The following is an 11,928-nucleotide window of genomic DNA, read 5'->3' as shown; positions in this document are numbered from 1 at the left end:
TGCCGGCCCCCGCCGCGCCGCGGCGGGGGCCGGTGCCATGCCCCTCCAGATGGGAGAGCCTGTGCGGAAAGCCCGGTCGTTGCTCGCGGCGGGTCTCGCCTGCCTGCTCGCGTTCGCCGTCGCCACGCCCGCCCAGGCGTCGACGCCGGTCACCAAGAAGCTGAGCTACACCTGCCCGTTCCCGTTGATCGGGCTGCAGAAACTGGACGTGGCGATCACCGCGTCGTTCGACGTGCCCTCCGCGCCGGGCGGGACGTTCACGACGGCGGACCTCGCGGTGTCGGTGACCGTGCCGGACAAGTCCGCCCGGGGCTTGGCCCTGGTCGGTGCGGCGAGCATCGAAGGGGCGGCGTCCGCAGGGGTCACGCTGGCCAACGGCCCGCTGACGCTGCCGCTGAGCCTCCCGCTGACGGTGGCGAAGACCGCGCTGCCGCCTTCGGGGGCGTTCACCACGAAGGCGTCCGGCTCGGTCCCGCCGGTCCGGCTGCCGAACGCGGGGAAGACGACCCTCACGATCGGCGGCTTCAGCACCCGGCTGACGCCGAAGAAGGCGGACGGCTCGTACACCGGGCTGGGCTCGTTCACCTCGGACTGCACGCTCGACGCCGGCCAGGACCCGGTGCTGCTGAGCTTCGAGCTCGGCAGCACGCAGACGCAGCACCGCTACGCCGTGGCGGGGTCGACGGCGCTCAAGGCGCTGGGCGCGACCGCACCGCTCACCGGGGCCCTCTCGGCCGGCCCGGAGTTCGCCACGGCGTTCGACCGGACCGGCGCGGACTTCAAGGTGTTCGGGTTCGTGCCCGGGCACGCGGACCTGCAGTTCGCCCCGGACGGCCCGCAGACCGGCGAACTCGGCGACGGCGGCTTCGTCGCGCACTCGGCCTTCGCGCTGGCCCTGCCGCAGGTGACGCTCTTCGGGCTGCCGGTCGCCGACGCGGGCTGCCGGGCGAGCGCGTCCATCCCGGTCGACCTGCGGACCGGCCCCGGCTTCGCCCTGGCCACGGGCGGCCCGGTGACAGGCAGCTACGCGATCCCGCCGCTGACCGGCTGCGGCGCGTTCACCGCGTACCTGAGCTCGCTGGTGCAGGGCGGCGGGAACACGTTCGCCCTGACGTTGACTGCGCGCTGACCGCCGCTCACCTCCCGCCGGTATACCTGGCGGAATGCGTCGAACCACGGTGGGGACTCTGGTCGTTGTCACGCTCATCGCCACCGCCGCGCCCGGGGAGGCGGCCGGCCTGAGCCGGGACCCGGTGGCGGTGATCTACGACCGGGACCACGCGCTGCACGTCCTCGACGCCGGTGCGACCGACGACGAGCTGACGCTGCGCACGCAGGCGCTGGCGTCGAACGCGTGGACGTTCTTCCGCGGCACTTCGCCGCTCTACTACCGCGACCTGGGCGAACTGCCGCCGTCCGCCTACGCCACCGCAGGCGGCGACGTGTGGCTGACCGGCGACGCGCACCTGGAGAACACCGGTGCCGACCGCGGGGCCGACAACGAAGAGCAGTTCGCGCTGACCGACACCGACGACGCCTGGCGCGGGTCGTGGACGTGGGAACTGCGCCGCGAAGCCGTGTCGATCGTCCTCGCCGGGCGGGCGGACGGCCGCAGCGCGAGCAAGATCGCCACCGACGTCGACACCTTCGTCGCCGAGTACGCCCAGTGGATCGCGAAGTTCCACGGGAACAACGACGAAGCGAGCTGGCGGCTGACGTCGGGCAACACCTCCGACCTCGTCGCCTCGCTCATCGACGACGCGGCGGCGGACAAGCGGGCCGACCTGCTCGCCAAGTGGACCACGGGCGGCCACTTCAAGGACGACCCGCAGCTCCAAGCCGTCCCGGCGGCGACGCGCACCCAGCTCGTCGACGCGATCGCGGCGTACCGGACCACCGCGGGCGAGCCACTGAAGGCGTCCGAAGCCGTCGTGAAGGACGTGCGGCGGCGGATCGGCGCGGGCACCGGCAGCCTCGGCCGCTTCCGCTGGTACGTGCTCGTCGAGGGCGACACGACCTCGGCGTCGGACGACCGGATCCTCGAGCTCAAGCAGGAGGTCGACCCGGCACCGAAGCCGCTCGCGCCGAGCGCGACGAGCCTCACCGGCGGGCAGCGTCCGGCGCTGGCCCTGCGCTGGCTGGCGAACGAATCGGACCCCCTGGCCGGCTGGGCGAGCGTCGGGAGCACGCCGGTGCTGGTCAAGGAGAAGTCCCCGTTCGCCGAGGACCTGAAGATCGGCGACCTGACGACGTCGGCGATCTGGGACGACACCGTCCGAGACGTCGGACGCCTGCTGGCCGCCGCGCACGCCCGCGCCGACCAGGACATCCCCGGCACCGGGCTCACCTACTCGGCGGACGCGGCGATCGACGGCGCCATCACGTCCGTCTCGGGGCTGCAGGCCGAGACGCGGGCCTTCGCGACGAGCTACGCCGACCAGGTCACCCGCGACTGGCAGGCGTACGTCACCGCGAAGAACAGCGGCCGCCCCTTGTTCTGAGCGTCATCCGAACCGTTATCGATCCGGTGTCACACCGGGGTGCTATAAAACGCTACCCCGATGGGACCGGTTTCACCGCTGTAGGCGGCCGTCACCGGTGACGCTAGGGTTGATCGTCTGGATGTGCTGGCTCAAGAGCAGCCGAACGGGAGACGCCGGTGACCGCCGCGCTCGACTCATCGTGGGATCCCCGCACGCGCCTGCGGGTGCTGCTGATCGAGGACGACGACGGCGACGCCCTGCTGGTCGAAGAGATGCTGGCGGACACTTCCGTGCCGTACACGCTGGAACGCGTCCAAACGCTCACCGCCGCGCTCGACGGCCCGCTCACCGCCGACTGCGTCGTGCTCGACCTGCAGCTGCCCGACGCCATGGGCCTCAGCGGGCTGACCAAGCTCGGGCAGCACGCACCGGGGGTCGCGGTGGTCGTCCTGACCGGGCAGCACGACCAGGCCACCGGGGTCGCCGCGGTCGCCGCCGGCGCGCAGGACTACCTCGTCAAGGACCAGGTCGACGGCCCGCTGCTGGTGAAGGCGCTCCGCTTCGCCCGCGAACGCAAGCGCGCCGAGCAGGTCGAGCAGCAGTTCCTCCAGCAGCAGCTGCTCGCGCGGGAGAACGCGCGGCTCGAACGCGGCCTGCTGCCCAGCCCGCTGCTGCGCGACCCCCACCTCGACCTCGCCGCCCGCTACCGGCCCGGCCGCAACGGCTCCCTGCTCGGCGGCGACTTCTACGACGCGATCGAGCTCGCCGACGGCACGGTGCACATGATGATCGGCGATGTCTGCGGCCACGGCCCGGACGAAGCCGCGCTCGGCGTCGCGCTGCGGATCGCGTGGCGCTCGCTCGTGATGGCCGGCCTGCCGATGGCCGACGTGCTGAGCATGGTCGAGCGGGTGCTGGTGCACGAGCGGATCGAGCCGCTGTTCGCCACCGTCTGCATGGTCGTCGTCGCGCCGGATCGAAGATCCCTGCGCCTTTCGCTGGCCGGGCACCTGCCGCCGCTGCTGCTCACCCCCGGCGACGGGCACCTGCTCTCCGGCGAACGCCTCGGCGTCCCGCTCGGCGTCGTCGAGGGCGCCAAGTGGGACGCGCTGGAAGTGCCGCTGGAGCCGGGGTGGTCATTGATGCTGTACACCGACGGTGTGTTCGAGGGCCGCGTCGGCGCCGGATCCGAACGGCTGGGCCACGAGCGGATGGCCGCGCTGGTGCTCGACATCAAGCGGGAGACCGGGATGCACCACCGGGCCCTGCTCGACGAGCTGATCGCCCGCGCCGAACGGCTCAACGCCGGCCCGCTCGACGACGACGTCGCCCTCGCCCTGCTCAGCCACGACCCGGAAGCCGAGGCTCATGAGCGTTGATGCACGCGGCTGGCCGATCCGCCGCCGGCTGGCGCTGCTCGCGGCCGTCGAGACCGTGCTGCTGGTCGCCGCACTGGTCGCCGGCGGGATCGCGCTGCACAGTCTCAGCGGGGCCCGCGCCCAGCTGCTCGACGTGATCGCCCCCCAGCGCCTGGCCGCCATCCAGCTGTCCACCGCGCTGCTGAACCAGGAGACCGGGGTCCGCGGCTACCAGCTCGGCCGCCAGCCGGCGTTCCTGGTGCCCTACACCGACGGGATCCGCTCGCAGGCCGACGCGGCCGCGCAGCTGCGGCAGCTCGGCGCGGCGCCGGGCACCCGGATCGGCGACGACCTCGACGCCGTGCTGCGGGCGGCCACCACCTGGCAGGCCGCGGCCGCGCCGACCATCGCCGCCGACGCGCCGCCGGTCACCGCCGACCAGGTGGAGCGCGGCCGGATGCTGTTCATCGACGTGCGCAGCGCGCTCGACGCCCAGCTCGACCACCTGACCGGGCTCCGCGACGCCGGCCGCGTCGAGCTGGAAGCGGCGGCGCGCTTCCTGAACGCGATGTTCGTGGTCGTCGCCGGGCTCGTCCTGCTGTTGTTCGCCATGCTGTTCTTCGGCCTGCGGCAGGTCGTCACCCGGCCGATCCTGCGGCTGGCCGGCGAGGTCCGCCGGGTCGCCGACTCGGATGTGCACAGCCCGGTCCACGGGACCGGGCCGCGCGAAATCGCCCAGCTCGGCGCCGACGTCGAGGCGATGCGGCAGCGCATCCTCGACGAAGTCGCCGAGCTGGAGCAGGCGCACGCCCTGCTGGACCGGCGCACCCGGGAGCTGGACCGGCGCACGCAGGAGGCGGAGCGGTCCAACGCCATGCTCGACCGGCGCACGCGCGAGCTGGAGCGGTCCAACGCCGACCTGGAGCAGTTCGCCTACGTCGCTTCGCACGACCTGCAGGAGCCGCTGCGGAAGGTGGCCAGCTTCTGCCAGCTGCTCCAGCGGCGGTACCAGGGGCTGCTCGACGAGCGCGGCGAGCAGTACATCGAGTACGCCGTCGACGGCGCGAAGCGGATGCAGGTCCTGATCAACGACCTGCTGGCGTTCTCCCGGGTCGGCCGGAAGCCGGGCCAGTACGTCATGGCCGACGCGGGTGCGCTGGTCGACGACGCGATCGCGAACCTGGAGGTCGCCCTTTCGCTCAGCGGCGGCAAGGTCGCCCGCGGCGACCTGCCCGAGGTGCGCGTCGAGCCGGCGCTGATGACGGCGGTGTTCCAGAACCTCATCGGCAACGCGCTGAAGTTCAAGGGCGAGACACCGCCGGAAGTGCGGGTCACCGCCGAGCGTGACGGCGACGACTGGGTGTTCTCCGTGTCGGACAACGGGATCGGCATCGACGCGGAGTACGCCGAGCGGGTCTTCGCGCTGTTCCAGCGGCTGCACACGCGGTCGGCGTACCCGGGCACCGGGATCGGCCTGGCCCTGTGCCGCCGGATCGTCGAGCACCACGGCGGCCGGATCTGGCTCGACACCGAGGCCGCGGACACCACGTTCCGCTTCACCCTGCCGGCCGGCGAAGACCCGGCTCTCGAAGCGGTAGCTCATCAAGACGCGGCTCACGAAGACTCGGCTCGTGAAGACGAGGGGGCCGCATGACACCGGCACCGGCCCCGATCGACATCCTGCTCGTCGAGGACGACCCGGGTGACGTGCTGATGACCCGGGAAGCGTTCGCGCACCACAAGATCCGCAACGCGCTGCACGTCGCGGAGGACGGCGTCGAAGCGCTGCGGTTCCTGAAGCGCGAAGGGCCGTTCGGAGCCGCGCCGCGGCCGGGGCTGATCCTGCTCGACCTCAACCTGCCCCGCAAGGACGGCCGGGAACTGCTCGGCGAGATCAAGCAGGACCCCGGGCTGCGCACGATCCCGGTGGTCGTGCTGACCACGTCCGAAGCGGAGGAGGACATCCTGCGCAGCTACGAACTGCACGCCAACGCCTACGTCACCAAGCCGGTCGACTTCGAGAAGTTCGTCGAGGTGGTCCGGAAGATCGACGACTTCTGGGTCACCGTCGTGCAACTCCCGCACCGGTAGCCGATTGCCGGTGAGTCGGGCACCATGGGAGGCCGTGCCCCCTTCGACACCGGATTTGCCCGCCACCGAGCTGGCGGTGACGCTCGACTGGCGCGACCGGGCGGCAGTGCTGGCCGTCGCGGGGGAGATCGACCTGGTCAGCGCGCCGGAGTTCGGGGAAGTCGTCGACGTGGTGCTGGCGCGCGAGCCGGAGAAGCTGGTGGTCGATCTGCGCGAGGTGACGTTCTTCTGTTCGGCCGGGCTGCAGGTGCTCGCGGCGGCCCACCGCAAGCTGGCCGAGCGCGCGTTGTGCGTGGTGAGCGATTCCCCGGTGACGTCGGGCCCGCTGAAGACGACCGGGCTCGACACGTGGATCGGTGTCCACCCGACCGTCGACGAAGCACTTCAGTGAGGCGGGCGCGGATGCCGGAACCGTTCCGCTGCCACGGCGTGCCCGCGGCCCCCGGCGCCCTCCGCCGCCTGCGCCACGACCTGATGGCCTGGGTGCTGGCGGCGGGGGTCGACGAGGACCGGGCGGGCAGCATCGTGCTGGCCAGTTACGAGGCACTGGCGAACGTGGCCGACCACGCCTACGACGGCGGGGAGCCCGGAGTGGTCGACGTCGACGCGGCGGCGCACCCCGGCCGGCTCGAAGTGGTGATCACCGACCACGGCCGGTGGCGGCCGCCGGTCCCGGACACCCAGCCGGTTTCCTTGCGCGGCCGCGGGTTGCTGCTGCTGCGGGCGAGCGCCGACCGCGCGGACATCACCTCGGGCGAGCGGGGGACCGTGGTGACGCTGACCTGGGACCTGGACCCCGTCAAGCCCTGACCCGACCCCCGCCCCAAGCGCCCCAATGTGGCCTTCGGTGCGTTCAACGCACCGAAGGCCACATTGGGTGCGTTGAACGCAACCAAGGCCACATTGGGGCGCTAGTTCTTGACGACGGCTCCGGTCTTCGGGTCGAGGGTCACCTTCCGGGCCTGCGGCCACCAGAAGTCGAACATCCCGTTGAGCGAATTGGCGCGCGTGTCGAACGACGAGTCGCCGATCCGGCCGGTGAACCAGTTGTCCTCGATGAACTTCAGCACCGAGGTCTGGTCCGTGACCGTGTGGTCGACGTGGTTCACCTTGCTGAACGGCGAAACCACCAGCAGCGGCAGCCGCGGGCCGTAGCCGCAGCGGTCGGCGTACGTGCCCACCGTCGTCGGCTTGGCCGTGCACACCGCCTGGTCCTGCGCGGCGTCGTGCGAGCCGTTGACGATCGGGGACTTCTGGTGGTCGTACCAGCCGTCCGAGTCGTCGTACGCCAGGACGATCGCCGTCGAGCGCCAGTCCGGGGACTGCTGGATCTTGTTGATCTCGCTGACCACGAACTGCTGCTCGTCCAGCGGGTCCGAGTAGCCCGCGTGGCCGTCCTGGTACTCCGGTGCCTTCAGGAAGCTCACCGCGGGCATCGAGCCGGCCTGCAGCGCGTCGTTGAAGTCGGAGATGTCGTACTGGTGGTTCGCGCGGTCGGTCTGGCCGATCGCCTGCACCGACGACGGCGGGAGGTGCTTCGGGTTCGCCGTCGACGGGTAGTACTGGAACGGCTCGTGGTGCGGGCTGTAGTCGACGACCGCGTTGCCGCCGATGTTCGTGTGCTTCTGGCCGCAGACCGCGTACCCGTTGGCCGTGTCCGTCGGGCGGAAGCCGCCCTGGAACCAGCCCCAGGTGACCCGCCGCTGGTTGAGCAGGTCACCGATGTTGCGGCCGTGCATCGTGGCCAGGTTGTCCTTGCTCGTGTGGTTCTTGCCCGAGCAGTCGTCCCACGCCGGGTCCGGGTCGTTGATGACCGTGCCGACGCCGTTGGCATCCGGCGACTGGACCGCGTAGGCGTCGCTGACCGGCTGGTGCGTCACCGGGTCCACGGCCTGGGCACCGTGCGTCTGACCCGAGATCAGGTTCAGCGCACCCGGCGTGGACGGGCCGAACACCGTGTTGTACGAATTGTCGTTCATCGCGTAGTGCTGGGCGTAGTTCCACATGCCGGTGACGGTGTTGCCGTCGTAGTAGTCCATCACCAGGCCCGGCTCGCCGAACAGGATCGGCTGGCCGGTGCACTTGTCCGTCTCGGTCTTCTCGACGAACTTGTCCATCTTGCCGCCGTTGAAGGCGGCCTGCTCCGCGCCGTAGTTGTGGTTCTGGTCGCAGGTCATCGCCTGCTGCGGCGTGAGGCGCTTGGGGTTGTAGGCGTTGGGGTTGCCGGTCAGCAGCTTGTGGTCCAGGCCGTTGACCTTCGGGGTGCCGTGCGCGGCGGTGAACGGGGTGCCGTCGGTGTTCGCCGCGTCCGGGTAGGTGCCGAAGTAGTGGTCGAACGAGATGTTCTCGCCGAAGATGACGACGACGTGCTTGATCGGCGTCGACGTCGGGATCCAATGGGCGGGGAACAGGTTCAGCGGCTGGGCTTCCGCGGTGGTCGCCGCGGAGCCGGTGACGACGGCCAGCGTGGCCACCGAGGCGAGGGCCCCGGCACCGAGCAGGCCGCGCCGTCGCCGGCGGGTCTTTCTGTCCACAGTGGATTCCTTTCGTGGTGACTGAAATTTTCGAGAGCGCGCTTACGCGAGCAGGGAGCGCCCGAAGTGGTCGTCCGGGCCGGTGACGCCCGGCAGCGCGAAGAAGTAGCCGCCGCCGAACGGGGAGATGTAGTCGGTCAGGGGTTCGCCGGCCAGGCGCGTCTGGACGGCCTCGAACTGGCGCTCCAGGTCCTGCTGGTAGCAGACGAAGAGGAGGCCCATGTCCAGGTTGCCGTTGCTGTCGATGCCGCGGTCGTAGTTCACCGCGCGGCGCAGGAGCCGGCTCGTGCCGGTCTCCGGCGTGCGCGGGTTCGCCTTCCGGATGTGGCTGGTCAGCGGGATGACGGTGCCGACCGGGTCGTCGGCGTACCGGGGGACGTCGGTTTCCGCGGTGCCGTCGAGCGGGGCGCCGGTGTCGCGGCGGCGGCCGAACATGTTCTCCTGCTCGGCCAGCGAAACGCGGTCCCAGAACTCCACCAGCATCCGGATCAGCCGGATCACCTGGTAGCTGCCGCCCGCGGCCCACGCCGGCTCGCCCTGCGTCCACACCAGACTGTCCACTTCGGAGCCGGTGGGGTTGGCGGTGCCGTCCTTGAAGCCCATCAGGTTGCGTGGCGTGCCTTCCGGGCGGGGTGGTGAGCAGAAGCCGTTGAGCTTCCAGCGCAGCTGCATGCCCCCGCGCGTGGCGCGCGCGATGTCCCGCAGGGCGTGCAGGACGGTGTCGGTGTCGTTCGCGGAGAGGATCAGGCTCAGGTCGCCGTGGCACTGGGCGGGGTCGAGGGCGTCGTCGGGGAATGTCGTCATCGGCTTCAGCTTGGCGGGCTTGAGTTTCGCGAGCCCGTACCGGTCGTCGAAGAGGCTCGCGCCGACGCCGAGGATGACGCCGAGGTCGCTGTCGGGCACGACGGGCCCGAGGACACCGGAATCGGCGGGCGGCGCGGTGATCCCGAGCGAGGCGGGCGCCCCGCCGGCGGTGAGGAACCGGGCCCGGTCGGTGACGGCGCGGAAGAGCTCGGTGAGTTCGGCCTTGGACTCGGCGACGGCGTCGAACGAGGCGACGATGGTCTGCGTCGGCGGCTTGCGGAGGATGGCGGCCTGGTGGGGGCCGTGGAAGGGAACGGGCGAGGTGCCGTCGGTGACGGTCGCGGAGGAGGCACCGAGCCCGGCCCCGGCGGCCACGGTGAGCCCGGCGCCCATCGCGGCCCGGCGCAGGAAGGAACGGCGGGGGAGGCCCGTGCCCGAGGTGTCGGCGGTGTCGGTGGCCGGTCCGTGCGGCGAGTTCGTCACGAGACCCTCCTCGGCTCGGCGATCGCCGCGATCGGGGCCAGCAGTTCCGTCAGCTCGCTCACGTCCGCGTCGATCTTCTGCCGCTGCTCCCGGCTCAGTTCCGCCGGCCGGATCCACGTGCCGTCCGGGCGGTGGGCCGCGTCCAGCGCCTTCTGCGTGCGGTCGAGCCGGCCGTCCACCTTGGACAGCGCCGGGTAGCGCGGTGTCAGCAGCGGCCGCAGGACGTCCAGGACCGCGCGGGTGCCGTCGAGGTTCGCGCGGGCCGTGGCCAGGTTCGTGCCGCTGCCGTAGTCGGTGCGGCCGGTCAGTTCGAACTGCAGCGTGTTCTCCATGATCTCGTGCGCGCGCAGCCCGAGGTCGTTCCCGTCGACCTGGCTGTCGGCGAAGGACGTCTGCAGCGCGCGGGCGTCGGTGTCGAGCCGGTCGGCGACGGCGACGAGCGCGCCCAGGTCCTCGCCGTGCCAAAGGCCCTGCTCCAGGCGGTGGAAGCCGGTGAAACCGGGGTCGGTGGGGCCGCCCGGCAGGCCGTCGGCGGTGCCGTTGAGCGCGCCGTCGGAGTCGCCGAACGCGTCGTAGGCCGCGCCCAGCCGCTCGTACGTCAGGTGGGCGGTCAGCCACGCCGCCTGGCTCGCCGCGCGGTCGCCGCCGCGGAGGGTGTTCTTCAGCGCGTCCGTGTTCGCGACCAGCTCGCCCAGACCCGTCGTGACGTGCTGCTGGTAGGCCTTGAGCGGCCCGAGCAGGTCGTCGTGGGTCACCGGCGCGACGCCCGGCCCGGTCCGCTCGGCGCCGCCGGTGATCCGCACGGACGGCCCGACGATCGCGGCCGCGTCCTCGGGCAGGCAGCGGAACGCGTAGCTGCCGTTGCCCAGGTTCACCTGCAGCGGCCGGGTCGTCGCCGCGCCGAGGCCCTCGACCTCGCCGTAGATCACGCCGGTCGCCGGGTCGATCAGGTCGACCTCGGCCGTCACCGACCCGGTGTTGTGCAGGCGGAACGTCTGCGGCCCGGGCTTCGGATCCGCCCAGCCGGTGCCGCACGCCGAGCGCGAGACCGCGATCTCGGGGTCGACGGCGGCCGCGTCGCCCGGCCAGAACGCCACGACGGCGGCCGCTGCGGCGGCCACGACCACGGCCACCACGATCCAGCGGGTACGCACTGACCCCGGCACGCGCACTCTCCCGTCACTCGATCGGACCATCACCGGTCACGGATTATGCGAGCCTAACGCTCGGAAAACCGCATCGGATGGCGTTGCGCGAGCGAAGTTCACCCGGACTTCAGCCGAGCGCCCACGAAACGGGGAGAATTCAGACTTATCAGCGTGCCAGATCTGTCTGGTTAGAGATGTTAGACCGGTTGGTCGGGGTCAGGGCAGGGGTGAGCCGGTCTCCAGCAGCGTCTTCAGGCTGGACAGCAGCGCGGGCCAGCCCTGGCTGCACATCTCCAGCGTCGTGCTGCCGGCGTCGAAACCGTCGTGGAGCACGGTCAGCTTCACCATTTTCCCGTGCGGTTCGATGGTGAAGGTGACTTTGCTCCGGCTTTCCCGCTGCAGTTTCCCCAACGTTTCTTCGTCGATTCCGTTGGCCGTTGCCCACTCCGCGGTGAAGGTGTGCCAGGTGTAGGACAGTAGTCGGTGGGGTTCCGATTCGAGCACGACCTGTTCGGGATCGCTCGTTTTCGCACCCCGCTCGGCCCACGTCATCGGCGAGCCCTTTTTCCAGTCGGTTTCGAAGGAAACGCCCCAATACCGGCTCGTGAAGGCTGGATCGGTAAGCGCTTGCCAGAGTTTCTCCGGCGTGGTGTCGATGTAGGTGGTGTAGGCGAAATCGTTCATCGGTGCGGACTCCAAAGCTCGTTTGAGATCGGCCAGCGCGCCGGCCCGCCGCCGGTCGTAGCGGGTCATCCAGCGCTCGGCGATCGCGTTGATCGGGCCTGCGTCGAGGTGGTGCAGCTTTTCGCGGCCGCGCCAGGTGGTCGTGATCAGCCCGGCCGCCTCGAGCACGGCCAGGTGCTTGCTCACCGACTGGCGGGCCATGTCCAGGCCCGCGCACAGTTCGCGCAGGGTCTGGCCGTTGCGCTCGTTGAGCACGTCCAGCAGTTGACGGCGGCTGGGATCGGCCAGTGCCTTGAAGACCTCGTCCATCGCGCCTTCCGGAGGAAATGCAGCCGTCCGGCTG

The 11,928-nt window shown here is 71.1% G+C and carries 11 protein-coding genes; 7 read left to right on the top strand and 4 right to left on the bottom strand.

Features of this window, described 5'->3' with window-relative positions:
- Positions 1 to 61 precede the first annotated feature (61 nt).
- The 7 genes from ISP_RS39300 (at position 62) to ISP_RS39270 (ending at position 6,742) form a co-directional block, all read left to right on the top strand.
- Complete coding sequence (locus ISP_RS39300; RefSeq protein ID WP_013229353.1) at positions 62 to 1,129, top strand: DUF6801 domain-containing protein; 1,068 nt, start codon at positions 62 to 64, stop codon at positions 1,127 to 1,129.
- A 34-nt stretch (positions 1,130 to 1,163) separates the two neighbouring features.
- Positions 1,164 to 2,501 carry a DUF2252 family protein gene (locus ISP_RS39295; RefSeq protein ID WP_230468563.1) on the top strand — a complete coding sequence of 446 codons (1,338 nt, stop codon included), beginning with the start codon at positions 1,164 to 1,166 and terminating at the stop codon, positions 2,499 to 2,501.
- A 158-nt stretch (positions 2,502 to 2,659) separates the two neighbouring features.
- Positions 2,660 to 3,862 carry a PP2C family protein-serine/threonine phosphatase gene (locus ISP_RS39290; protein ID WP_013229351.1) on the top strand — a complete coding sequence of 401 codons (1,203 nt, stop codon included), beginning with the start codon at positions 2,660 to 2,662 and terminating at the stop codon, positions 3,860 to 3,862.
- Positions 3,852 to 5,495 (top strand): sensor histidine kinase, encoded by a 1,644-nt coding sequence (locus ISP_RS39285; protein WP_013229350.1) that lies wholly within the window; start codon positions 3,852 to 3,854, stop codon positions 5,493 to 5,495. The genes ISP_RS39290 and ISP_RS39285 overlap by 11 nt, the downstream gene beginning before the upstream one ends.
- A complete protein-coding gene (locus ISP_RS39280) occupies positions 5,492 to 5,932 on the top strand; it encodes a response regulator (RefSeq protein ID WP_013229349.1) in 441 nt (146 codons plus the stop codon). The genes ISP_RS39285 and ISP_RS39280 overlap by 4 nt, the downstream gene beginning before the upstream one ends.
- Positions 5,933 to 5,966: 34 nt before the next feature.
- Positions 5,967 to 6,323 carry an STAS domain-containing protein gene (locus tag ISP_RS39275; RefSeq protein WP_230468562.1) on the top strand — a complete coding sequence of 119 codons (357 nt, stop codon included), beginning with the start codon at positions 5,967 to 5,969 and terminating at the stop codon, positions 6,321 to 6,323.
- An 11-nt stretch (positions 6,324 to 6,334) separates the two neighbouring features.
- Positions 6,335 to 6,742 (top strand): ATP-binding protein, encoded by a 408-nt coding sequence (locus ISP_RS39270; protein WP_014467653.1) that lies wholly within the window; start codon positions 6,335 to 6,337, stop codon positions 6,740 to 6,742.
- 101 nt (positions 6,743 to 6,843) lie between these two features.
- Here the strand turns inward: ISP_RS39270 and ISP_RS39265 are convergent, their stop codons facing one another.
- The 4 genes from ISP_RS39265 to ISP_RS39250 all read right to left on the bottom strand — a co-directional run bounded on the left by ISP_RS39265 (position 6,844) and on the right by ISP_RS39250 (position 11,894).
- Entirely contained in the window at positions 6,844 to 8,466 is a 1,623-nt protein-coding gene (locus ISP_RS39265; protein WP_013229346.1) for a phospholipase C, read from the bottom strand.
- Between the two features lie 42 nt (positions 8,467 to 8,508).
- Positions 8,509 to 9,753: a Dyp-type peroxidase gene (locus tag ISP_RS39260; protein ID WP_013229345.1), complete on the bottom strand. Its 1,245-nt coding sequence runs from the start codon at positions 9,751 to 9,753 to the stop codon at positions 8,509 to 8,511.
- Positions 9,750 to 10,907 (bottom strand): EfeM/EfeO family lipoprotein, encoded by a 1,158-nt coding sequence (locus ISP_RS39255; protein WP_013229344.1) that lies wholly within the window; start codon positions 10,905 to 10,907, stop codon positions 9,750 to 9,752. Before ISP_RS39255 ends, ISP_RS39260 begins: the two co-directional genes overlap by 4 nt.
- A 210-nt stretch (positions 10,908 to 11,117) precedes the next feature.
- On the bottom strand, positions 11,118 to 11,894 hold the full coding sequence (locus ISP_RS39250; protein ID WP_013229343.1) for an ArsR/SmtB family transcription factor: 777 nt from the start codon (positions 11,892 to 11,894) through the stop codon (positions 11,118 to 11,120).
- Positions 11,895 to 11,928 lie beyond the last annotated feature (34 nt).

Source organism: Amycolatopsis mediterranei, from assembly GCF_026017845.1.
In the GTDB taxonomy this organism is placed as follows: domain Bacteria; phylum Actinomycetota; class Actinomycetes; order Mycobacteriales; family Pseudonocardiaceae; genus Amycolatopsis; species Amycolatopsis mediterranei.
This window is presented reverse-complemented; position numbering and strand designations above follow the sequence as displayed.

Bases quoted from the DNA above. Each gene is read 5' to 3' on its own strand.
- ISP_RS39295 (WP_230468563.1), top strand. From the start codon at position 1,164: ATGCGTCGAACCACGGTGGGGACTCTGGTCGTTGTCACGCTCATCGCC.
- ISP_RS39285 (WP_013229350.1), top strand. From the start codon at position 3,852: ATGAGCGTTGATGCACGCGGCTGGCCGATCCGCCGCCGGCTGGCGCTG.
- ISP_RS39280 (WP_013229349.1), top strand. From the start codon at position 5,492: ATGACACCGGCACCGGCCCCGATCGACATCCTGCTCGTCGAGGACGAC.
- ISP_RS39270 (WP_014467653.1), top strand. From the start codon at position 6,335: ATGCCGGAACCGTTCCGCTGCCACGGCGTGCCCGCGGCCCCCGGCGCC.
- ISP_RS39250 (WP_013229343.1), bottom strand. From the start codon at position 11,894: ATGGACGAGGTCTTCAAGGCACTGGCCGATCCCAGCCGCCGTCAACTG.